The 21,964-nt window shown below is 71.4% G+C and carries 18 protein-coding genes; 14 read left to right on the top strand and 4 right to left on the bottom strand.

The genetic code is table 11. The features are described 5' to 3' along the window. Nucleotides 1-121 precede the first annotated feature (121 nt). The gene (gene ndk, locus O7624_RS22310) at nt 122-547 is read left to right on the top strand and encodes a nucleoside-diphosphate kinase (RefSeq protein WP_282237127.1); all 426 of its coding nucleotides are present in this window, start codon (nt 122-124) and stop codon (nt 545-547) included. Nucleotides 548-561: 14 nt separating this feature from the next. Here ndk and sigJ read toward each other — a convergent pair whose 3' ends face one another. Further along, entirely contained in the window at nt 562-1,440 is an 879-nt protein-coding gene (sigJ, locus tag O7624_RS22315; RefSeq protein ID WP_093407594.1) for an RNA polymerase sigma factor SigJ, read from the bottom strand. Further along, the gene (locus O7624_RS22320) at nt 1,437-1,877 is read right to left on the bottom strand and encodes a carboxymuconolactone decarboxylase family protein (RefSeq protein WP_093407591.1); all 441 of its coding nucleotides are present in this window, start codon (nt 1,875-1,877) and stop codon (nt 1,437-1,439) included. The genes sigJ and O7624_RS22320 overlap by 4 nt, the downstream gene beginning before the upstream one ends. Before the next feature lie 180 nt (nt 1,878-2,057). Here O7624_RS22320 and O7624_RS22325 point away from each other — a divergent pair, with 180 nt between their 5' ends. The 3 genes from O7624_RS22325 (at nt 2,058) to O7624_RS22335 (ending at nt 7,988) form a co-directional block, all read left to right on the top strand. Then, nucleotides 2,058-3,602, top strand: coding sequence for an alkaline phosphatase D family protein (locus tag O7624_RS22325; RefSeq protein ID WP_282237128.1), 1,545 nt, complete (start codon nt 2,058-2,060; stop codon nt 3,600-3,602). Between the two features lie 390 nt (nt 3,603-3,992). After that, nucleotides 3,993-7,139 (top strand): isoleucine--tRNA ligase, encoded by a 3,147-nt coding sequence (ileS, locus tag O7624_RS22330; protein ID WP_282237129.1) that lies wholly within the window; start codon nt 3,993-3,995, stop codon nt 7,137-7,139. A gap of 150 nt (nt 7,140-7,289) precedes the next feature. Then, complete coding sequence (locus O7624_RS22335) at nt 7,290-7,988, top strand: lysophospholipid acyltransferase family protein (RefSeq protein WP_282237130.1); 699 nt, start codon at nt 7,290-7,292, stop codon at nt 7,986-7,988. Between the two features lie 71 nt (nt 7,989-8,059). On the opposite strand, the gene O7624_RS22340 is transcribed toward O7624_RS22335, so the two are convergent. Next, nucleotides 8,060-9,472, bottom strand: a complete 1,413-nt coding sequence (locus O7624_RS22340; RefSeq protein WP_282237131.1) for a hypothetical protein — start codon at nt 9,470-9,472, stop codon at nt 8,060-8,062. 148 nt (nt 9,473-9,620) lie between these two features. On the opposite strand from O7624_RS22340, the gene O7624_RS22345 reads away from it, so the two are divergent. Beyond that, nucleotides 9,621-10,292 (top strand): TMEM175 family protein, encoded by a 672-nt coding sequence (locus O7624_RS22345; RefSeq protein WP_282237132.1) that lies wholly within the window; start codon nt 9,621-9,623, stop codon nt 10,290-10,292. A gap of 33 nt (nt 10,293-10,325) precedes the next feature. Here O7624_RS22345 and O7624_RS22350 read toward each other — a convergent pair whose 3' ends face one another. Further along, entirely contained in the window at nt 10,326-10,682 is a 357-nt protein-coding gene (locus O7624_RS22350) for a helix-turn-helix domain-containing protein (protein ID WP_282237133.1), read from the bottom strand. Nucleotides 10,683-10,747: 65 nt separating this feature from the next. On the opposite strand from O7624_RS22350, the gene O7624_RS22355 reads away from it, so the two are divergent. The 9 genes from O7624_RS22355 to obgE all read left to right on the top strand — a co-directional run bounded on the left by O7624_RS22355 (nt 10,748) and on the right by obgE (nt 21,941). Beyond that, a complete protein-coding gene (locus O7624_RS22355) occupies nt 10,748-11,647 on the top strand; it encodes an LLM class flavin-dependent oxidoreductase (protein WP_282237134.1) in 900 nt (299 codons plus the stop codon). Continuing rightward, on the top strand, nt 11,644-12,960 hold the full coding sequence (locus O7624_RS22360) for an FAD-dependent oxidoreductase (RefSeq protein WP_282237135.1): 1,317 nt from the start codon (nt 11,644-11,646) through the stop codon (nt 12,958-12,960). Before O7624_RS22355 ends, O7624_RS22360 begins: the two co-directional genes overlap by 4 nt. Nucleotides 12,961-12,997: 37 nt before the next feature. Beyond that, a complete protein-coding gene (locus O7624_RS22365) occupies nt 12,998-14,983 on the top strand; it encodes a TIGR03960 family B12-binding radical SAM protein (RefSeq protein ID WP_282237136.1) in 1,986 nt (661 codons plus the stop codon). Nucleotides 14,984-15,081: 98 nt separating this feature from the next. Further along, nucleotides 15,082-15,801 carry a TIGR03936 family radical SAM-associated protein gene (locus tag O7624_RS22370; RefSeq protein WP_282240717.1) on the top strand — a complete coding sequence of 240 codons (720 nt, stop codon included), beginning with the start codon at nt 15,082-15,084 and terminating at the stop codon, nt 15,799-15,801. Nucleotides 15,802-15,931: 130 nt separating this feature from the next. Then, nucleotides 15,932-18,928, top strand: coding sequence for an Rne/Rng family ribonuclease (locus tag O7624_RS22375; protein ID WP_282237137.1), 2,997 nt, complete (start codon nt 15,932-15,934; stop codon nt 18,926-18,928). A 185-nt stretch (nt 18,929-19,113) separates the two neighbouring features. Next, a complete protein-coding gene (locus tag O7624_RS22380; protein WP_282237138.1) occupies nt 19,114-19,629 on the top strand; it encodes a hypothetical protein in 516 nt (171 codons plus the stop codon). Between the two features lie 189 nt (nt 19,630-19,818). Next, nucleotides 19,819-20,133, top strand: coding sequence for a 50S ribosomal protein L21 (rplU, locus tag O7624_RS22385; RefSeq protein ID WP_093407572.1), 315 nt, complete (start codon nt 19,819-19,821; stop codon nt 20,131-20,133). Nucleotides 20,134-20,144: 11 nt separating this feature from the next. After that, nucleotides 20,145-20,399 carry a 50S ribosomal protein L27 gene (gene rpmA, locus O7624_RS22390; protein WP_091197044.1) on the top strand — a complete coding sequence of 85 codons (255 nt, stop codon included), beginning with the start codon at nt 20,145-20,147 and terminating at the stop codon, nt 20,397-20,399. 90 nt (nt 20,400-20,489) lie between these two features. Further along, entirely contained in the window at nt 20,490-21,941 is a 1,452-nt protein-coding gene (gene obgE / locus O7624_RS22395; protein WP_282237139.1) for a GTPase ObgE, read from the top strand. The last annotated feature ends 23 nt before the right edge of the window (nt 21,942-21,964 follow it).

The following is a 21,964-nucleotide window of genomic DNA, read 5'->3' on the forward strand; positions in this document are numbered from 1 at the left end:
GGGCCAGGCTAGGCCGGATCGGGGGCCGGGGGAAGGCCGGCCACCGCGCCGGCGCCGGGTCCGGGTCGCTAGGCTGACCGTACCCAGCCCGACCGGCTTCCGCTCTGAGGAGGAACCCAGCGTGTCCAGCAGCAGCCCGGACGACCGCACGCTCGTCCTGATCAAGCCCGACGCGGTCCGCCGAGGACTGGTGGGCGAGATCATCTCCCGATTCGAGCGCAAGGGGCTGCGGATCGACGCGATGGTGTCCCGGACGATGGACGCCGCGCTGGCCGACGAGCACTACGTCGAGCACGTCGACAAGCCGTTCTACCCGCCGCTGAAGGCGTTCATGACCGGTGGCCCGCTGGTCGCGCTCGTGCTCTCCGGTGATCAGGTCATCGAGGTGGTGCGTGGCCTGATCGGCGCCACCGACGGGCGCAAGGCCGCCGCCGGCACGATCCGCGGCGACCTGTCCCTGTCCAACCGGGAGAACCTGGTGCACGCCTCCGACTCGGCCGACAGTGCCAAGCGCGAGCTGGCGCTCTGGTTCCCCGAGCTGGGCTGAGCCAGCCGCTCGGCTCAGGCCGCCCAGGGCAGCTTGTCCGGGTTGGCCACCAGGAAGATGTCGGTGATCCGACCGGCGGCCGTGCCGAGGGTGACCGCGTACGTGTCGCCGGCCGCGGTGACCACCACGGCGGCCGGCTGGCCGTTGAGTTCCGTGCGTCGCACGGCGTGCAGCCAGCCCTTCTCCCGGACACCCAGCACGAACCGGACGACCCGGTCCGCGCCGGTGACCGGGTTGCGGGCGGCCCGCACCCGGCCGCCGCCGTCGCTCCACGCGGTCGCGTCGGCGGCGACCAGGTCGGTCAGCGCGGCCAGGTCGCCCTCGGTCGCGGCGGCGATGAACGCCTCCAGCAGCCGTTCCTGCTCGGCCCGGTCGGCGGTGAAGCGGCGCTGGTCGCGACCGATCCGGACGCTCGCCCGGTGGTGCAGCTGGCGGCAGTCCTCGGCGGAGCGGTCCAGCAACTCGGCGATCTCCGCGTAGGGCAGCTCGAAGGCGGTGTGCAGCACGTAGACGGCGCGCTCCGGCGGGGTGAGCCGCTCCAGCAGGTGCAGCAGCGCGGTGGAGAGCGAGTCGCGCAGCTCGGCACGCTCCAGCGGCCCGAACGGCGACGGCGCGGTCGGCACCGGCTCCGGCAACCACGGCCCGACGTATGTCTCGCGGGCGGCCTGCCGGGCCCGCAGCCGGTCCATCGACAGGTGGGTCACCACCCGGGACAGGTAGCGACGCGGCTCGCTCACCTCGGCGCGGTCGACCCGTAACCAGCGCAGGTACGCCTCCTGGAGGATGTCCTCGGCGTCGTGCCGGCTACCCAGCAGCCGGTACGCCAGCCCGAGCAGCATCGGCCGGTGCGCGTCCAGCGCACCGGCCGCCTCCGCCGCGTCGACCGGACTCACACGTCCGTTGGCAGCTCGTTGCGGAAGGTCACCGCGATCCGGTTCCACACGTTGATTGTGGCAATCGCCAGAACCAGGTCGGCGAGGGCCTTCTCCGGCCAGAACTTCGCCGCGGCATCCCAGACGTCGTCGGGCACGCCGTGTTCGCCCAACTGGGTGACCGCGTCGGTCAGTGCGAGCGCGGCGCGTTCCCGCTCGTCGAAGAAGGGCGCCTCCCGCCAGGCGGCCACCGCGAACAGTCGCCGGCTCGACTCGCCGGCGCCGAGCGCCTCCCGGCTGTGCATGTCGACGCAGTACGCGCAGCCGTTCAGCATCGACGCGCGCAGCTTCACCAGTTCCAGCACGGTGTGGTCGACGTTGGCCCGGACGTACTTCTCCAGCCCCAGCACGGCGCCGAAGGCCTCCGGCGCCACCTCGGCCACGTTGATCCGTTGCATGACAACCTCCCCGATAGTGCGGTCTGACACCGCCTCGACGGATCGCGCGGCCCGTCGCGTGACACCTGGGGCATGTGACACCGGTCATGCGTCGTTTCGGCGGCGGTCACCCGGACGGACGCCGACGGCCACGTCCGGCCGGTACACCGAAGCGGTCAGTCCCCTCATTCAGGAGGAACGATGACCGAACTCGACCGACGTACCCTGCTGCGGGCCGGTCTGCTCGCCGGCACCGGTGTGGCCGGCGGTGCGCTGCTGGGTGGACCGGGCGCGCTCGCCGGGCCGGCCTGGCGGCCCGCCGGGCGGCCGGTGCTGACGCACGGAGTGCAGAGCGGGGCCGCCACGGCGGACTCGGCGGTGCTCTGGACCCGGGCTGACCGCCCGGGGCGGATGATCGTTGAGGTGTCCCGCCGGCCCGACTTCCGGGGCGCCCGCCGGGTACGTGGGCCGGTGCTGACCCCGGACACCGACCTCACCGGCAAGGTGCGGCTGCGCGGGCTGCCCGGCGCCGAGCGGCTGCACTACCGGGTGCGGGTGGAGAGCCTGGACCGGCCGGGGCTGGCCAGTGCGCCGTTGACCGGCTCGCTGACCACCGCCCCGCACCAGCGGCGCGACGTGCGGTTCGTCTGGACCGGGGACATCGCCGGACAGGGCTGGGGCATCGCACCGGACTTCGGCGGGATGGAGATCTTCCGGGCGATGCGGGCGTGCCGGCCGGACTTCTTCCTGTGCAGCGGTGACACGGTGTACGCCGACAATCCGCTCACCGAGGCGGTGACGCTGCCCGACGGGCGCGTGTGGCGCAATCTGGTGGTGCCGGAGAAGCTCAAGGTTGCCGAGTCGCTGGCCGAGTTCCGTGGGCAGTTCGCGTACAACCTGCTCGACGAGCACCTGCGGGCATTCGTAGCGGAGGTTCCGCAGGTCAACCAGTGGGACGACCATGAGGTGACAAACAACTGGTATCCGGGCGAGGTGCTCACCGACAGCCGCTACACCGAGCGCCGGGTGGATGTGCTCGCCGCGCGGGCCCGGCGGGCCTTCGACGAGTGGCTGCCCACGCCGTCGCGTGGCCCGCGCTACCGACGGCTGCCGTACGGCCCGTTGCTGGATCTCTTCGTGCTGGACATGCGGACCTACAAGGACCCCAACGACGGCAACACCTACGCCGATCCGAAGCGTGGCCTGCTCGGCGCCGAGCAGCGGGCCTGGCTGATCCGGGAACTGACCCGCTCCCGGGCCACCTGGAAGATCATCGCCATCGACCTGCCGCTGGGGCTGGTGGTGCCCGACGGAGCGGGCGCGCAGGAGGGGGTGGCGCAGGGTGACCCAGGTGCTCCAGCCGGGCGGGAGCTGGAGTTCGCGCAGGTGCTCGGTGCGGCACACCGGGCGGGGGTGACCGGGATCGTCTTCCTCACCGCGGATGTGCACTACACCGCCGCGCACCACTACGACCCGGCGCGGGCGGCGGTCGCCGACTTCACCCCGTTCTGGGAGTTCGTCTCCGGGCCGGCGCACGCCGGTGCCTTCGGCCCCAACGCGCTGGACGGCACCTTCGGTCCGAGGGCCGTCTTCGTCAACGCCCCACCGCGGGCCAACACCTCCCCGGCAGAGGGCTTCCAACACTTCGGCGAGGTCCAGATCGACGCCGAGACCCGAGCCCTCACCGTCCACCTCCGCGACCGCGCTGGACGCTCCCTCTGGACCACCACCCTCCCCACCCCCTGACTCGCCCCCACCCTCCACCGTCTCCGCGATCTTGCACTTTTCGTCGTGCATAACGGTGTGAAAGCCGCCAAGAGGGGACCGGAACTGCAAGATCGCGGAGGGCGGGAGCGTCGGGGTTATTGGGGGGAGGGGTGGAAGGTGGGGTGGGTATCATGGGCGGGCGGCGATGATCCGGCTATCACCGGGGAGCTTCCGGAAGAACGGCCGGGTGACCGGCTCAGTAGAACCGGACGGGGCGGCCCGTCACAGCCGACCTAACGAGCGGGCGGTCGAACCTGACCGCCAAGCGGGGTGGTACCGCGGGCCCCCGAGGCGCCGGTCACGGCGTACCGGAGCGGCTCGTCCTCGCAGACCCACAGGACAGTGAGCGTCAGCGAGGAGCGACCCCCGATGGCCTATCCGTTGCACGACCCGACCGCCGGCGGCGTACCGGCGAGCCCGGACCTGCCCGCGGTCGAGCGCCGGGTGCTGGAGCACTGGACGGCCGACAAGACCTTCGAGGCGTCCGTGGATGCCCGCCCGGCCGGCGACCAGGGGAAGAACGAGTACGTCTTCTACGACGGCCCGCCGTTCGCCAACGGCCTGCCCCACTACGGCCACCTGTTCACCGGGTACGTCAAGGACGTGGTGCCGCGTTACCAGACCATGCGTGGCCGGCGGGTGGAGCGGCGCTTCGGCTGGGACTGCCACGGCCTGCCCGCCGAGGTGGTCGCCGAGAAGCAGCTCGGCATCACCAGCAAGGCGGAGATCCTCGACCTCGGTGTGGCCCGGTTCAACGACGCGTGCCGCAGCTCGGTGCTGGAGTTCGCCCAGGACTGGGAGCGGTACGTCACCCGCCAGGCTCGCTGGGTGGACTTCACAAACGACTACAAGACCCTCGACCTGGACTACATGGAAAGCGTCATGTGGGCCTTCAAGACCCTGCACGACAAGGGCCTGGTCTACGAGGGGTTCCGGGTGCTGGCGTACTGCTGGCGGTGTGAGACGCCGCTGTCGAACACCGAGACCCGGATGGACGACGTCTACCGCGACCGGCACGACCCGACGCTGACGGTCTGGTTCGAGCTGACCGCCGACGACGCCGCGCCGGAACTGCTCCGCGGGCCGGTGCGGTTGGGTGTCTGGACCACCACGCCGTGGACCCTGCCGTCGAACCTGGCGCTCGCCGTCGGCCCGGACATCGAGTACGCGGTGCTGGAGCGCGACGGTGTTCGTCACCTGGTGGGCGCGGCGCGGCTCGACGCGTACGCCAAGGAACTCGACGGGTACCAGCAGGTCGGCACGGTGCGTGGCGCGGACCTGGTCGGCCGCCGTTACACTCCGCTGTTCGACTTCCTGGTGGAGCAGGCCGGGCCGAACGCGTACCAGGTGCTCGGGGCGGACTTCGTGACCACCGAGGACGGCACCGGGATCGTGCACCTGGCGCCCGCCTTCGGCGAGGACGACCAGAACGTCTGCAACGCCGCCGGCATCCCGACCATCGTCACCGTCGACGACCACACCCGCTTCACCGCGCTGGTGCCGCCCTTCGAGGGCGAGCAGGTCTTCGACGTCAACAAGCCGGTGATCCGTCAGCTCAAGGAGCGGGGGGTGGTGCTCAAGCAGGACACCTACACCCACTCGTACCCGCACTGCTGGCGCTGCGACACGCCGCTGGTCTACAAGGCGGTGTCGTCCTGGTTCGTGGCGGTGACCCGGTTCAAGGACCGGATGGTGGAGCTGAACCAGCAGATCAACTGGACGCCGGGGCACATCAAGGACGGCTCGTTCGGCAAGTGGCTGGCCAATGCCCGGGACTGGTCGATCAGCCGCAACCGGTTCTGGGGGTCGCCCATCCCGGTGTGGAAGTCCGACGATCCGAACTACCCACGGGTCGACGTGTACGGGTCGCTGGCCGAGATCGAGCGGGACTTCGGGGTACGCCTGAGCGACCTGCACCGGCCGGCGGTGGACGAGCTGGTCCGCCCCAACCCGGACGACCCGACCGGCAGGTCGATGATGCGTCGGGTGCCGGAGGTGCTGGACTGCTGGTTCGAATCCGGCTCGATGCCGTTCGCCCAGGTGCACTACCCGTTCGAGAACCGTGAGTGGTTCGAGCACCACTACCCGGGTGACTTCATCGTCGAGTACATCGGGCAGACCCGGGGCTGGTTCTACACGATGCACGTGCTGGCCACCGCGCTGTTCGACCGGCCGGCGTTCCGTAACTGCATCAGCCACGGCATCCTGCTCGGCTCCGATGGCCGCAAGATGTCCAAGAGCCTGCGCAACTACCCGGACGTCTACCACGTCTTCGACTCGTACGGCTCGGACGCCATGCGCTGGATGCTGATGTCCTCGCCGGTGCTGCGCGGCGGGGACATGCCGGTCACCGAGGCGAGCGTGCGTGACGCCGTCCGGCAGGTGCTGCTGCCGCTCTGGAACGTCTGGTACTTCTTCTCGCTCTACGCCAACGCGGACGGGTATCAGGCTCGTCGTCGTACCGACTCGGCGAACGTGCTCGACCGGTACGTGCTGGCGAAGACGAACGAGCTGGTGTCGACGGCCGGCGCGCAGATGGACGCGTACGACATCTCGGGCGCCTGCGCCACCGTCCGGTCCTACCTGGACGCGCTGACCAACTGGTACGTGCGTCGCTCCCGGGACCGCTTCTGGGCGGGCGACCCGGACGCGTTCGACACGCTGTGGACCGTGCTGGAGACGCTCTGCCGGGTGGTGGCGCCGCTGGCGCCGCTCACCGCGGAGGAGATCTGGCGCGGGCTGACCGGCGAGCGGTCGGTGCACCTGACCGACTGGCCGGTGGCCGAGGAGTTCCCGGCCGACCACGAACTGGTCGCTGCGATGGACACGGTACGGGCGGTGGCCTCGGCGACGCTGTCGCTGCGCAAGGCCAAGGGGCTGCGGGTGCGGCTGCCGCTGGCGAAGCTGACCGTCGCCAGCCCGGCGGCCGGGCAGCTGGGGCCCTTCGCCGACCTGGTGGCCGACGAGGTCAACGTCAAGGAGGTCGACTTCACCGACGCGGTGTCGGCGTACTGCCAGCAGGTGTTGACTGTGGTGCCGCGGGCGCTCGGGCCCCGGGTCGGCAAGCAGGTTCAGCAGGTGATCAAGGCGGTCAAGGCGGGGGAGTGGGAGCTGGTCGACGGCGCTCCGGTGGCCGCCGGAGTGACCCTGGCCGAGGGCGAGTACGAGCTGCGCCTGGTCGCCGCCGACGCGGAGCACTCGGCGCCGCTGCCCGGCGGCGAGGGGGTGGTGGTGCTGGACACCACGGTCACCGCCGAACTGGCCGCCGAGGGGCTGGCCCGGGACTTCGTCCGGGTGGTGCAGCAGGCCCGCCGCGACGCCGACCTCGACGTGTCCGACCGGATCGTGGTGACCGCGTCGGGCTCCGACGAGGTCCGGGCGGCGGTGGCCGGGTACCGCGACTTCGTGGCCCGGGAGGTGCTGGCCGACAGCGTCGACTTCGCCGAGGGGATCGACGGCTTCGCCGGTGAGGTCGGCGAGGGCGTGCCAGTGACGGTGGTCGTTCGCCGCGTCTGAGTTGCACCGGAGGGGCCCTTCCGACCGGAGGGGCCCCGTTCCGGCAACCCGCACTCAGCCAGCGGACCAGCCCGACCTCACGCATGCTGTTGTGGGACGGTCCGCTACGGTGACACCGCCTCTTCCCTCATTCGATCCGCCGGAGGACCAGTGCCGCTGCTCTACACCATCGGCAAGCTCACCGTGGGGCCCGCGATGCGGCTGGCGTTCCGTCCGACGGTGGAGGGGCTGGAGCACATCCCGGACAAGGGCGGCGCGATCTTCGCCGGCAATCACCTGTCGGTGGCCGACGAACTGTTCCTCGGCACGGTGGTGCCCCGGCACCTGGCGTTCTGGGCCAAGTCGGAGTACTTCACCGGCACCGGCGTCAAGGGCCGCTTCTCCAAGTTCGTCCTCACCGGCCTCGGTGCGATCCCGGTGGAGCGGGCCGGCGGGCGTGCCGCGCTCGCCGCGTTCGACGCCGCCATCCCGGCGCTGCAGGGCGGCGACCTGGTGGTCGTGTACCCGGAGGGCACCCGTTCGCCGGACGGGCGACTGTACCGGGGGCGCACCGGTGCGGTCCGGCTCGCCATCGCGGCCGGTGTGCCGATCATCCCGGTGGGCATGATCGGCACCGAGAAGGTGCAGCCGATCGGTGCCCGGGTGCCGCGCCCCTTCACCGGCAAGATCACCGTCAGGTTCGGCAAGCCGCTCGACTTCACCGGCCGGCCGGACGACCGGCTGTCGCTGCGGCAGATGACCGACGAGATGATGGGTGAGATCCAGAAGCTGACCGGCCAGGAGTACGTCTCCCGCTACGCGCCGCCGCGGGCCCACCCGCCGGCCACCGGGGAAGCCGACGCCCGCTGAGCTATCCCGCTGGCTGCGCCGCGGCGTGGCTATCCCGCCGGTGGCGCCGTGGCGTGCCGTCGTCGACTCGATCAGCCGTCTGTGGTGACGATCTGATCCCGTAGGGTGCCCAGCAGTCGGGAGCTGTCGTCCACGGAGAGCCCGGTGAAGACGCCGGTGGTGATGCTGCCGTGGTCGACCGAGGTGCACACCACCGCACCGAGGCCGTCGGTGCGTCCCACCGCGCAGCGTTCGTGGCGACCTCGGACACCGGTATCCATGATCTGCTGCTCGCCGAGTGCGTACTGGTCGGTTAGGCGCTGGATCTCGGCGTCGGCGTCCGCCGACGGGGTGAACCGGAAACCGGTGCCGCCGAAGACGGTCACCCGCTTGCCGTTGCTCGTGTGGTAGATCCCGGCGAAGGTGTCCTCGGCGAGCCAGTGCGACTGACGCATCTGGGTCTCCAACTGTCGCGCGTCACGGGCGCTGCGCGGATCCTCGCGCAGCCGTAGGTCGGCCACCTGTTGCGGCAACGCGGCGTTCGCCGGGTACTGGCTGGCCATCGGCATGCCGTAGTAGGCCGGGCAGCCGCAGCAGCAGGCCAGGGTCAGCAGCAGCAACCAGGGCCAGCGGCGCCGTCTGCGGACCGGCACCGGGACGTACCCCGCCGGCGGCTGCCAACCCGGTGGCGGTGCGACCGGTCCAGCCTTGGCCTTCTTCCTGCCCCGCCGACCGGGCGGCGGTGGTGGTGCCGGTGGGCCGGCCGGGATGGGCGGGTAGGGCCCGGGTGGTTGCGGCTGCTGTGACGCGACCGGCGGGGGTTGTGGCTGTGGCGCGACCGCCGGCGGCGGATGGGGCGAGACCGGTGCCGGGGAGACCGGGGGCCCGGAGTACGGCCGGGTCGGGGGCGGGCTCGGGTAGGACAGCGTCGGCGGCAGGGCGGGAAAATCGGTCGAGGGAAGTTCCCAGCCGCTGGTGTCGACACCGGCCCACGGATCGACAGGGGTCTGATGCTCCGGCTGCGACACCGGCGGCACCGGCGGCGGGGTGGGTTCGGCCGACTCGCCCCAGCCGCGTCGGCGCGGTGCTGCCGGCGGTACCGGCGCCGAGCCGCTCCATCGCGGGGTGGCCGCCTCCGGCGCGGACTCGGGCAGCACGCGAGTGCCCTGCGGACCGACCTGCGGCTCCACCGGCAGCGGCGGCTGACCCTCGTCGGGGACGGCCTCGGTGGGCCGCGCGTCCGCGTGGTCAACGCCGGGCGGCCGCCCGGCCCGCTCTGTGGGCGCGCCGGCCTCGGTGGGGGCCACCTTGGTCGGTTCGGCGTCGGCCGGCTCGCCGTCGGCCGGCGCGCTTCCGGCCGGTCCGGTGTCAGCTGGCCCAGCCGGCTGGTCGGCCTCGGCCGGGTCGGTGGGCAGTTCGTGGGTGACCGCCGGCTCCCCGTCCCGGTGTTGCTCCGGACGGCTCCCGTCGACCGGCCGGTCGGCTCCCGGCTGCGGCTCCGGCATCGCGGCAATCTCCTCTCGCGCCGGTCCGAGGTTAGTACCGGTGTGCCACCGGGACCGACCCGGGATGACGGGAAGGCCGATGCAAGCCGGCTCGCCGGTGCGCGCCGTTCACCGTTGGTGGCCGGATGGACACCTTTAGTCTCGGCCTATGCCCGAGTCAGCGGCGACATCCGGTGCGCCAGCGGTCAGCGAGATCGTCCGGATGACCGGATTCAGCGACGGGGTCTTCGCCATCGTGATCACCTTGTTGGTGATCGAACTCCAGGTCCCCGACCACGCCCCCGGAGAACTGCTTCACGCCCTGCTGAAGCAGGCTCCGGCGTACCTCGCCTTCCTGCTCTCCTTCGGGTACGTCGGCGTGATCTGGCTAAACCACCACACTCTGCTGCGCCTCATCCGTGGGACCACGGTCGGCCTCAACTGGATCAACCTGTGGCTGCTGCTCGGCGTGGTGATCATCCCGTTCCCGACCACCGTGCTCGCCGAAGCGTTCGCCCATGGCGGCACCGACCGTGACCGCCGGGTCGCCGTGGTGCTCTACGCCCTCGCCGCAGCCGCGATGTCCGCACCCTGGCTCGCCTTCTTCGCCTATCTCCGTCGGCATCCGATGTTGTTCCGGGAGGGGGTCGACCGGGTGTTCGTGTCCACCCAGCGGCTCCGCCCGGTGGTCGGCATGGCGCTCTATCTCACCAGTGCGGTCCTGGGCTGGTTCGTCAGCCCGGCCATCGGGCTGATCGGCATCGGTGTCATGATCTTCTTTCACGCGCTGACGAGCGAGGGTGTCCAGCGGGGGCGGGCGAGGCGGCGGAGACCCGTCTGACTGACATCGGGATCGAGTCGGCGGCCCCGGCGGTCACCTCGAACGGTGCGTGCGGCGGTGGCTCCAGGTGATCAGCGGTTGCAGCGCCGCCATCAGCTGCCGCCCCTGCTCGGTCGGGGTGTACCTGATCTGCACCGGGGTACTCGGGATCACTGAACGTTCGATCAGTCCGTCGGCTTCCAGTTCCTTGAGTCGGGCAGCCAGCAGCCGGTCGGAGATGCCGGCCACGGCGGCGCGGTATTCACCGAACCGCCGGGCACCGCGCACGGCTGCCAGCAGGATCGCGCCGGTCCACCGGCGGCCGACCAGTTCCAGGGCGTCCTGGAAGCCGCGGCAGGCCGGTTCGGGGATCTGCCGGTACGCCTCAAGATCTGTCTCGACGTCGCTCACTTACCTAAGATTAGTGACTAATCTGCGGTTTGCTCAGCCGTGGTCAACCACCGATCGTTGATGTCATGAACGATCACGGACATCCGATCACCTTCGGCGTCAGCCTGGACCCGTCCGCCGAGAGCCTGGCCGCGACCAGGCGCATCGCCCAAAGCGCGGTCGACGGCGGATTCGACCTGCTCGCCGTGCAGGACCATCCCTACCAGCCCGGCCATCTCGACAGCTGGACGATGATCAGTCATCTGGCCGCTGAGACGGACCGTGTCTCCTTCCTCACGGACGTGGCCGACCTGCAGCTACGTCCGCCAACCATGCTGGCCAAGGCCGCGGCCTCGCTGAGTGTGATGACCCGGGGCCGGGTGATCCTCGGGGTCGGCGGTGGCGCCAGCACGGACGCCATCGCCGCCATAGGGGGTGCCCGGCGCAGCGGACCGGAGATGGTCGCCTACACGGAGGAATCACTATCGATCATGCGACGGGCGTTGGCCGGCGAACCGATCCGCCACATCAGCGACCAGCACGCGGTCGAGGGATACGTGGCTGGCCCGGTGGCGCCCACTCCGGTGCCGCTCTGGGTGGGCGCACAGAAACGCCGGATGCTCACTCTCGTCGGCCGGCACGCCGACGGGTGGATCTCCCCGCTCAACATCTACGTACCGCCGACCGAGGTGCCCTCCCGTCAGGCGATCATCGACGAGGCGGCCCGCGCGGCCGGCCGCGACCCGGCGCGGCTGCGTCGGATCTACAACGTCATCGGCGCCGTTGGCCCGTACCGGGGTGCCGCCGGGCTCGTCGGCGACGTGAACCTTTGGGTGAACACGCTTACCGAGTGGGCTGTCGAGCTCGGCTTCGACACCTTCGTGTTCTGGCCGATCTCGGCCGCCGCGGCGCAGGTCGAACTCTTCGCCAACGAGGTCGCGCCGGCGGTACGCGAGCGGGTGCGCGTGGTCCGGGGGCAGCGATGAGTGGGCGCAACGCCGGACTGACACCGGCACCCGAGCAGTTGTCCGGTCGAATCGTGACACCCGGCGACCGCCGGTACGCGACGTTGCGCTCGACCTATACCCGACGGGCCACTCCGGCGGCCGTGCTACTGCCGAGAAGCACCGCCGACGTGGTGGCCGCGCTGCGGTACGCCCGGGAGCAGGGCCGGCCGATCGCAGTCCGTAGCGGCGGTCACGGCCTAGCCGGTTCGTCGTCCGTCGACGACGGGGTGGTCATTGACCTGTCGGGGCTGAACCGGATCGAGGTGCTTGATCACGCGGCCCGGCTGGTCCGGGTGCAGGCGGGGGCCCGCTGGGCCGAGGTGGCCCGGGCCCTGGCCCCCCACGGCCTGGCGATCAGCTCCGGCGACCACGGCAATGTCGGCGTCGGCGGCCTGGCCATCGGCGGTGGCGTGGGCTGGCTGGTGCGCTCGTACGGCCTGACCATTGACCACGTACGCGCCGTCGAGGTGGTGCTGGCCGACGGGACGGTGGTACGCGCCGACGCGCGCCGTGAACCCGAGCTGTTCTGGGCGGTCCGTGGGGCCGGCGCCGGGGTGGGCATCGTGGTGGCCTTCGAGATCGAGGCGGTGGAGCTGCGGCAGGTCGGGGTGGCACAGATCGCGGTGGAGGTCCGGCCAGACGGCAGCACCGTGCGGCAGTGGGCAGAGGTGCTGCGCCAATCGCCCCGGGAACTGTCGACCGCTGCCATGCTGATGCCCTATGGGCCGGTCACGGTCATGTCGATCACGGCGGTGGTCGCCGCCGAGAGCCTGCGCCGGGTGCGGCCACTGGTCGCGCCGCTACGCGAGATCGGCACGTTGCTTGACGACCGGGTCGACCTGGTGCCGTACCCCACCCTGGTGCCCACGTCCCATCTGCACGCCAACGTCGGACAGCAGCCGAACCTGACCACCAACGGCTTGTTCACCGGTATGGGCGACGAACAGGCACGGGCGGTGACGCGGGCGGCGGGTCAGGCCCTGATCCAGCTTCGCTCGGTCGGCGGCGCGGTCAACGACGTCGCGCCGACGGAGACCGCCTATCCACACCGGCACCAGGACACTCTGGTGATCGCATCGGTGTTCCCGCCGCAGGGGCCAACTGCGCTGGACGCGGCGTGGAGTGGGCTGGCCAGGCACGCCGACGGGGCGTATGTCAACTTCGAGAGCCGGCCGCGGCCGGCGGCGTTCGACCGCGTCTACCCAGGCGAGACCGGTAGGCGGGTGGCGCGTGCCTGGCGCCGGTACGACCCCGAGGGCGTTCTCCGGCCCGCCTGGGGTGCCCGGGTATGAGCGGCGGGCGGTGGGCGGGCGCGTACCCTTGGGCATCATGAGCGTCCCGCCCACGACTTCGCGTCCCGTCGCGGCCAACTCGGTGTGGCCCCGGCTGGAGCCGCTGCTGCCCCAGGTGACCAAGCCCATCCAGTACGTCGGTGGCGAGCTGGGCGCGGTGGTCAAGGAGTGGGACGCGGCGACCGTACGGTGGGCGCTGATGTATCCGGACGCGTACGAGGTGGGGCTGCCCAACCAGGGTGTGCAGATCCTCTACGAGGTGCTCAACGAGCTGCCGGACACCCTCGCCGAACGAACGTACGCGGTCTGGCCGGACCTGGAGAAGCTGATGCGCGCCCACGGCGTGCCGCAGTTCACCGTCGACGCCCACCGCCCGGTCCGCGACTTCGACCTGTTCGGCGTGTCGTTCGCCACCGAGCTGGGCTACACGAACCTGCTCACCGCGATCGACCTGGCCGGTGTCCCGCTGCTCGCCGCCGACCGCACCGACGCCGATCCGGTGATCGTGGCGGGTGGGCACGCCGCGTTCAACCCCGAGCCCATCGCCGACTTCGTCGACGCCGCCGTGCTCGGGGACGGCGAGGAGGCGGTCCTGGAGATCACCGGGATCGTCCGGGATTGGAAGGCCGAGGGCTGCCCGGGCGGCCGCGACGAGCTGCTGCTGCGGCTGGCGCGTACCGAGAGCGTCTACGTACCGCGCTTCTACGACGTGGACTACCTGCCGGACGGCCGAATCCAGCGGGTCGTGCCGAACCGGGCGGACGTGCCGTTCCGGGTGCACAAGCGCACGACGATGGATCTGGACGCCTGGCCGTACCCGAAGAAGCCGCTCGTCCCGCTGGCAGAGACGGTGCACGAGCGGTACGCGGTGGAGATCTTCCGGGGCTGTACCCGGGGTTGCCGGTTCTGCCAGGCCGGCATGATCACCCGGCCGGTGCGGGAGCGCTCGATCACCACCGTCGGGCAGATGGTGCAGCAGGGGCTGGAGTTCTCCGGCTTCCACGAGGTGGGCCTGTTGTCGCTGTCATCGGCCGACCACTCCGAGATCGGTGACATGTGTTCCGGCCTGGCCGAGCAGTACCAGGGCACAAATGTCTCGCTCTCGTTGCCGTCCACCCGGGTGGACGCGTTCAACATCGAGCTGGCGCAGGAGCTGTCCCGCAACGGCCGGCGAACCGGTCTGACCTTCGCCCCCGAGGGCGGGTCGGAGCGGATCCGCAAGGTGATCAACAAGATGGTGTCGAAGGACGACCTGATCCGTACCGTCGTCACCGCGTACACCAACGGTTGGCGGCAGGTGAAGCTCTACTTCATGTGCGGTCTGCCGACCGAGACGGACGACGACGTCCTGGAAATCGCCGACATGGCGCACGAGGTCATCCGGGCCGGTCGTGCCGCCACCGGCTCCAAGGACATCCGGTGCACCGTCTCGATCGGCGGGTTCGTGCCCAAGCCGCACACCCCGTTCCAGTGGGCGGCCATGGAGCGGCCGGAGGTCATCGATCACCGGCTGAAACTGCTCAAGCAGGCCATCAACGCCGATCGCTCGTTGGGCCGGGCGATCGGTTACCGCTACCACGACGGCGAGCCGTCGCTGATCGAGGGCCTGCTCTCCCGAGGTGACCGTCGGGTCGGCGCGGTCATCCGCCGGGTCTGGGAGAACGGCGGACGATTCGACGGCTGGAGCGAACACTTCTCGTACCAGCGCTGGGTGGACGCGGCGGCCGAGGTGCTGCCCGCTTTCGGGGTGGACCTCGACTGGTACACCACCCGGGAGCGCGACGAGCTGGAGGTCCTGCCCTGGGACCACCTGGACTCCGGCCTGGACAAGGACTGGCTCTGGCAGGACTGGCAGGACGCGCTCAGCGAGTACGAGCAGGACGACTGCCGGTGGACGCCCTGCTTCGACTGCGGCGTCTGCCCGGCGATGGACACCGAGATCCAGATCGGCCCGACCGGCCGGAAGCTGCTCCCGTTGACCCCGGTCAACGGCCTGAAGCTGTCCGCCGGCGCCCAGCAGTAGCCCGGCGCCACGGGTGGGGCCCGACACCGAGGAGCACGACGATCAGTAGGAAACCACAGCCCGAGGGGGGCCAGGCGCCGGTCGTCCAGCGCGTCCGGATCCGGTACGCCAAGCGTGGCCCGCTGCGGTTCACCTCGCACCGGGACTTCGCCCGGGCCCTCGAGCGGGCGCTGCGCCGGGCCGGCGTACCGGTCGCCTTCTCGCAGGGTTTCACCCCGCACCCGAAGATCTCGTACGCCAGCGCGGCGCCGACCGGGGTGGCGAGTGAGGCGGAGTACCTGGAGGTCGGCCTGCGTGAGCCGGTCGATCCGGAGCAGTTGCGGTTGGCGCTGGACGCAGCGCTCTCGCCCGGCCTCGACGTGCTCGACGTCGTGGTGGCCAGCGGTGCGAGCCTGCCCGACCGGATCGAGGCGTCCCGCTGGCGGATCGAGCTGCCGCAGGTGGATCCCGACGTGCTGGCCAAGGCGGTGGCCGCCTTCACCGCCGCCGACGAGGTGCTGGTCGAGCGCATGACCAAGCAGGGACGGCGCACCTTCGACGCCCGTGCCGCAGTCGTCGGCATCGATGTGATCGCGGCATCGGCGACGCCTTCCGGGGACCCGGCCGTACCGTGTGCGATACTCGAACTGGTCGTGCGGCAGGTCACCCCGTCCGTACGGCCCGATGACGTCCTTTCCGGCTTCCGCGTGGTGGCCGGCCTGGAGCCGCCGGTGGCCCCGAAGGTGATCCGGCTGGCTCAGGGCACGCTGACCGCGCAGGGTGCGATCGTGGATCCGCTGGACGCGGACCGCGACGGGGCAACCATCGGCGGGCGCTGACCGACGGTCGGCGTCCAGGCAGGCAGACTTCGCCGGCGCGCACCCTGTGCGCCCGGGGAAACACCTTTTGCGGCAACCCTGCGTGGCAGCGCTCACCCGCGCCCGGGGAAGCCAGAACTGGAGAACGTCCATGCTCGAGAACGAGCCCGAGGGCAGCGAACGGGCCGGCATCAATCCGGCCGACGAGAGCGGCACCGCCGAGGCGACCGGATCGCCCCCGCCGCAGGAGGTGGCCGAATCCGGTCCGGTCGCTGACCCGCCGGTGGAGATTGCCGGTGCCGTGAGCGGCACCGCCGACCTGGATGGCGCGACCGACGGAGAGCCGGCCCCGCGTCGTCGGGCGACTCGCCGCCGGGCCACCTCGGTCAGCCGGCCCGAGCAGACCGACGCGCCGGTGGAGGCGTCCGGTGCCGCGGCGGCAGGTAGCGGGGAAGCTCCCCAGGCCGAGGTTTTCGCGCCGGTTTCGGGTGATCTCGACCCGGCCGCGAAGACACCGCGACGCCGTCGCAAGGCGACCACCGGGCAGAAGGCGGTCGAGGAGCCGTTGGCCGTGGCCGAGGCGGAGGCTGCCGACAGCGACGTGGTGCCGCCGGTCAAGGTGACCCGTACCCGTCGTCGGAAGTCCACGCCAGCCCCCGCCGAGCCGCCGGCCGACGCCGTGATCGAACCGTCCGCCCAGGTCGAGCCGACCCAGCCCGCCGCCGGTCCCGCACCGGCGGCCGGCACCGACTTCGGCTCCGCCGCGCTGCCCGCCGAGGGCGCCGCCGATCCGGAGCAGGCGGCCGAGCCGGCCGAGAACGCTGCGCCGGAGAGTCCGGTCGAGCCGGTGGGCCCGGACGCTGTGCCGGCCGAACCCGAGGGCCGCTCCCGCCGTCGAAAGGCCGCGCTCACCGCACCGACTGTGCTGTTCATGGCGCCGGAAGAGGTGCTCGCCGCCCGGGCTGCCGCCGCGCAGCCCAGCGTGGAGGAGCCCGCCGAGGAACCGGCCGAGCCGTCCCGGCGTCGTCGTCGGGGCCGGCGGGAGGCCGAGCCGGTGGTGGCGACCGAGACCGAGGAGGAACCCGCCGCGGCGACCGAGGAGGTCGCCGAGGAGGAGGACGAGGACGAGGAGACCGCGGGCGGCCGGCGTCGCCGCCGGCGCGGTCGCCGGGGCCGGGGCCGGGGCAAGGGCGGCGCTGACGACGGCGAGGAGGCCGAGGAGAGCGAGTCTGCGGAGGCCGTGCAGGCCGAGGCGGACGAGCCCGAGGCCGAGTCGGAGGAGAGTGACGAGGCCGAGGGTGACGGGATGACCCGTCGGCGGCGTCGGCGGCGTCGCCGGGGGGCCGGTGACGCCGACGGTGCCGCCGACGACGGTGTGCCCACCGTGGTGAAGATCAGGGAGCCACGCCGAACGGTCGACGAGGTGCAGGGCGTTTCCGGCTCGACCCGGCTGGAGGCCAAGCGGCAGCGCCGTCGGGACGGCCGCGAGCAGCGCCGTACCCGCCCGCCGATCCTCAGCGAGTCGGAATTCCTGGCCCGCCGCGAGGCGGTCGACCGGGTCATGGCCGTGCGCCAGCGTGGCGACCGGACGCAGATCGCCGTGCTGGAGGACGGCGTCCTGGTCGAGCACTACGTCACCCGCAGTTCCGCCGGCACCATGGCCGGCAACGTCTACCTCGGCAAGGTGCAGAACGTCCTGCCGAGCATGGAGGCGGCGTTCGTCGACATCGGCCGAGGTCGCAACGCGGTCCTGTACGCCGGCGAGGTCAACTGGGACACCACCGGCCTGGAGGGACGGGCCCGCTCGATCGAGCAGGCGCTCAGGTCCGGTGACTCGGTGCTGGTGCAGGTCACCAAGGACCCGATCGGGCACAAGGGTGCCCGCTTGACCAGCCACATCGCGCTCTCCGGTCGGCACCTGGTCTACGTGCCCGGCGGCAACGCGTCCGGGATCAGCCGCAAGCTGCCGGACACCGAGCGTAAGCGGCTGCGTGACGTGCTGAAGAAGCTGGTGCCCGAAGGCGCCGGGGTGATCGTCCGGACCGCGGCCGAAGGTGCCAGCGAGGACGAACTGGCCCGGGATGTCAAGCGGCTTCAGGCGCAGTGGGAGGACATCCAGGCCAAGGCGGCCGAGGGCGGCGCGCCGGTGCTCCTCTACCAGGAGCCCGATCTTGTGATCAGGGTGGTCCGCGACCTGTTCAACGAAGACTTCCGCGAGCTGGTCATGGAGGGCGACGAGGCGTACGACATGGTCGAGTCGTACCTGTCGCACGTGTCGCCGGACCTGGTCGCCCGGTTGCGTCGGCACATCGGCACCACGGACGTCTTCGCCGAGTACCGCATCGACGAGCAGATCCTCAAGGGGCTCGACCGCAAGGTCTTCCTGCCCTCCGGTGGGCACCTGGTGATCGACCGGACCGAGGCGATGACGGTGGTCGACGTGAACACCGGCAAGTACACAGGTGCCGGGGGCAACCTGGAGGAGACGGTCACCCGCAACAACCTGGAGGCGGCCGAGGAGATCGTCCGGCAGTTGCGGCTGCGGGACATCGGCGGCATCGTGGTGATCGACTTCATCGACATGGTGCTGGAGTCGAACCGCGAACTGGTGCTGCGCCGGCTGACCGAGTGCCTGGGACGGGACCGCACCAAGCACCAGGTCACGGAGATCACCTCGCTGGGCCTGGTGCAGATGACCCGGAAGCGGATCGGTGCCGGGCTGCTGGAGGCGTTCAGCGAGACGTGCGAGTGCTGCAAGGGTCGGGGCCTGGTCATCCACACCGAACCGGTGCCGGAAAAGCCGCGCTCCGGGGGCGGCGACAAGGTCAAGGCGGTTGCCTCGGCAAGTGCCCCGGCGGCTGAGCAGACGACCGCTTCGTCCCGGCGCCGTGCGCGTAAGGGCACCGCCACGGCGGAGCGGACCGTGGTGGAGGTCACCGAGACCGACACCACGAGCACCGCCGACGCCGACTTCCACGACACCATGGGCTACGACCTGTCGCGTTACGAGACGGATACTCCGGCCGCGGCGGCACGGCTCGCCGCCCCGGACGACCCGGACGCGCTCGGCGACACCGACGAGGAGGAGGGCGGCACCGGTCGGCGCCGTTCCCGCCGCGGGGGCGCGCGTCGCCGTACCCGGCCCTGACCGTCGGTAGGGGCAGCACGGCCCGCTAGCGGGGCAGACGACGGTTCGACAGGTCCCGTCCGGCGGTGATGTCCGCCGGGCGGGGCCGTCCCGTATGGTCGATGAGCGGTCGCCGCGGCCCGGCCGGGGCTCACCCCGTGTCCTGGGGCACGCGGGGGTAGACGCGGCCGCCGGAGGAGGAGACGATGCGCCGACCGCTCGCCGTCGCCGTGGCCACGGCCGCACTGCTCGTCGGCACCGCCTGCTCGGCCGAGCGGCCCGACGCGGGCGAACCGTCCGCCCCGGCCTCGACGGGTGTCGACGTCACCACCGGCCCGGTGACGCCCACCCCGGAACAGCCGGTGGCGACCCCCGCATCCGGGGCGGCAGGCGGAAACGCCCCGGAGATCTGCGCCGCCGCCCAACAGGCCAGCGGTGACGCGGGGAAGAAGTACGTCGAGCAGCTCGCCGCGATGGCCACGGCAACCGGCGCGGGTGACACCGCCGACGCACAGGCCGCCGGCCGACGGGCCGAGGCGGCCCTGGCCGACTGGGAGAAGGCACTCAGAGCACAGGCGGCACGCGCCGACGACCAGCGGCTCAAGGAGCTGCTGACGGAGTTGTCGACCGAGGTCGGCCAACTCGGCACCGACATCGAGGCGCTTGAGGGGACCGCGCTCGACCGGTTGCAGCAGCGCCTCGACAAGCTCTGCGCCCGCTGACCGGCCCGGCCCGGTTTGGGCCTCGGCCCGACCATGGCGTACGCTAACCTGCGGCGCACTTTGGTGTGCCGAGTTCCCGCGTGCCCGCGCCGCCGTGCTTCTGCTGCCCGGCGAGCCGCCGTGGGGACGACCGACCGGCAACGGTGGGAAAAGACGCTAGCAGCCTCAACGACAGGGAGTCCGCCTCCGATGTACGCGATCGTCAAGACCGGCGGCAAGCAGTACAAGGTCGCCGAAGGCGACGTGATCGAGGTCGAGAAGCTCACCGGTGCCCCCGGTGACGCGGTGAAGCTCGCCGCGGTGCTCCTCGTCGACGGTGACGACCTGGTGACCGACGCGGCGAAGCTCGCTCAGGTCGAGGTGTCCGGCGAGATCGCCGCACACACCAAGGGCCCGAAGATCCGGATCCACAAGTTCAAGAACAAGACCGGCTACCACAAGCGCCAGGGTCACCGCCAGCCGCTGACCCAGGTCAAGGTGACCGGCATCTCCAGCGGGAAGTAGGTCGTCCTCCAATGGCTCACAAAAAGGGTGCGTCCAGCTCGCGTAACGGTCGTGACTCCGCGGCCCAGCGACTCGGCGTGAAGCGCTTCGGTGGTCAGGTCGTCAGCGCGGGTGAGATCCTCATCCGTCAGCGTGGCACCAAGTTCCACCCCGGTGACCTGGTCGGCCGCGGCGGAGACGACACGCTCTTCGCGCTGGCCGCCGGTGCGGTCCAGTTCGGCACCAGGCGCGGTCGCAAGACCGTCAGCATCGTGCCGCAGCAGTAGCTGTCCGGCGTAAGCGGGCCGTGGACCTGATGTCCCGGCCCGCTTCGCCTTTTCTCGCGCAGGGCCGGGCCCTGCTGGAAGGATTACGTCGTGACGACGTTCGTTGACCGGGTCGTCCTGCATCTGCAGGCCGGCGACGGCGGGCACGGCTGTGTCTCGATCCACCGGGAGAAGTTCAAGCCGTTCGGCGGCCCGGACGGGGGCAACGGCGGGCACGGTGGCAGCGTCTCCCTGGTGGTCGACCCGCAGGTGCACACGCTGCTCGACTTTCACTTCCGGCCGCACGTCAAGGCGGAGAACGGGCGGGGCGGCGCGGGATCGAACCGGGACGGCGGCAACGGTGCCGACCTGGTGCTCAAGGTGCCCGACGGCACGGTGGTGCAGACCAGCGACGGCACCGTGCTGGCCGACATGGTCGGTGCCGGCACCACCTTCGAGGTGGCCCGGGGCGGGCGCGGCGGCCGGGGTAACGCGTCGCTGGCCAACGCGCGCCGCAAGGCCCCCGGCTTTGCCGAGCTGGGTGAGCCGGGCGAGCAACTGGACGTGGTACTGGAGCTCAAGAGCGTCGCCGACGTCGGTCTGGTGGGGTTCCCGTCAGCCGGTAAGTCGTCCCTGATCTCGGTGATCTCCGCCGCCAAGCCCAAGATCGCCGACTATCCGTTCACCACACTGGTGCCGAATCTCGGCGTCGTACGGCTCGACAACCACACCTTCACCGTCGCCGACGTGCCCGGGCTGATCCCGGGCGCGGCCACCGGCAAGGGGTTGGGGCTGGAGTTCCTTCGGCACGTCGAGCGCTGTGCCGTGCTGGTGCACGTCATCGACACCGCCACTCTGGAGCCGGGGCGCGACCCGTTGGCCGACATCGACACCATCGAGGCGGAGCTGGCCGAGTACGGTGGGCTGGCCGACCGGCCCCGGCTGGTCGCGCTGAACAAGGTCGACGTGCCGGACGGCCGTGACCTCGCCGAGATCGTCCGACCCGACCTGGAAGCGCGTGGTCTGCGGGTCTTCGAGGTCTCCGCGGCCACCAGGGAAGGGCTCAAGGAACTCACGTACGCGATGGCGGAACTGGTGGAACAGTCGCGAGCGGCGGCACCACCGGCCGAACCGACGCGGATCGTGATCCGGCCGAAAGCGGTCGACGACGCCGGCTTCACCATCGAGCCCGAGGATGACGGCTCGTACACGGTGCGCGGTGTCCGCCCGGAGCGCTGGGTGCGTCAGACGAACTTCGACAACGACGAGGCGGTCGGCTACCTCGCCGACCGGCTGGCCCGTCTCGGCGTCGAGGACCAGCTGGCCAAGGCCGGTGCCCAGCCCGGTGACCTGGTCCGCATCGGCGAGCGGGAGTTCGACTGGCAGCCCACCCTCTACGCCGGTGCGGAGTTCGTCCCGGGTGCCCGGGGCCGTGACGTCCGGCTGGAGGAGAAGCCGACCCGGGCCAGTGCGGCCGAGCGGCTGGCCGCCCGCAAGGCTCGCCGGCAGCGACCGGCCGACGAGGTCGAGTCGGCACCCGCCGGCAGGGATGACGCCGAATAGCTTGATGCGCTCCGAAATGGGGA

It is taken from the genome of Verrucosispora sp. WMMD1129 (assembly GCF_029581255.1).
GTDB classification, from domain to species: Bacteria; Actinomycetota; Actinomycetes; order Mycobacteriales; family Micromonosporaceae; genus Micromonospora; species Micromonospora sediminimaris.

Coding starts and splice junctions, on each gene's coding strand:
- rplU (WP_093407572.1), top strand. CDS start 19,819: ATGTACGCGATCGTCAAGACCGGCGGCAAGCAGTACAAGGTCGCCGAA.
- O7624_RS22355 (WP_282237134.1), top strand. CDS start 10,748: ATGAACGATCACGGACATCCGATCACCTTCGGCGTCAGCCTGGACCCG.
- O7624_RS22380 (WP_282237138.1), top strand. CDS start 19,114: ATGCGCCGACCGCTCGCCGTCGCCGTGGCCACGGCCGCACTGCTCGTC.
- O7624_RS22325 (WP_282237128.1), top strand. CDS start 2,058: ATGACCGAACTCGACCGACGTACCCTGCTGCGGGCCGGTCTGCTCGCC.
- rpmA (WP_091197044.1), top strand. CDS start 20,145: ATGGCTCACAAAAAGGGTGCGTCCAGCTCGCGTAACGGTCGTGACTCC.
- O7624_RS22360 (WP_282237135.1), top strand. CDS start 11,644: ATGAGTGGGCGCAACGCCGGACTGACACCGGCACCCGAGCAGTTGTCC.
- O7624_RS22375 (WP_282237137.1), top strand. CDS start 15,932: ATGCTCGAGAACGAGCCCGAGGGCAGCGAACGGGCCGGCATCAATCCG.
- O7624_RS22345 (WP_282237132.1), top strand. CDS start 9,621: ATGCCCGAGTCAGCGGCGACATCCGGTGCGCCAGCGGTCAGCGAGATC.
- O7624_RS22340 (WP_282237131.1), bottom strand. CDS start 9,472: ATGCCGGAGCCGCAGCCGGGAGCCGACCGGCCGGTCGACGGGAGCCGT.
- O7624_RS22320 (WP_093407591.1), bottom strand. CDS start 1,877: ATGCAACGGATCAACGTGGCCGAGGTGGCGCCGGAGGCCTTCGGCGCC.
- ileS (WP_282237129.1), top strand. CDS start 3,993: ATGGCCTATCCGTTGCACGACCCGACCGCCGGCGGCGTACCGGCGAGC.
- O7624_RS22365 (WP_282237136.1), top strand. CDS start 12,998: ATGAGCGTCCCGCCCACGACTTCGCGTCCCGTCGCGGCCAACTCGGTG.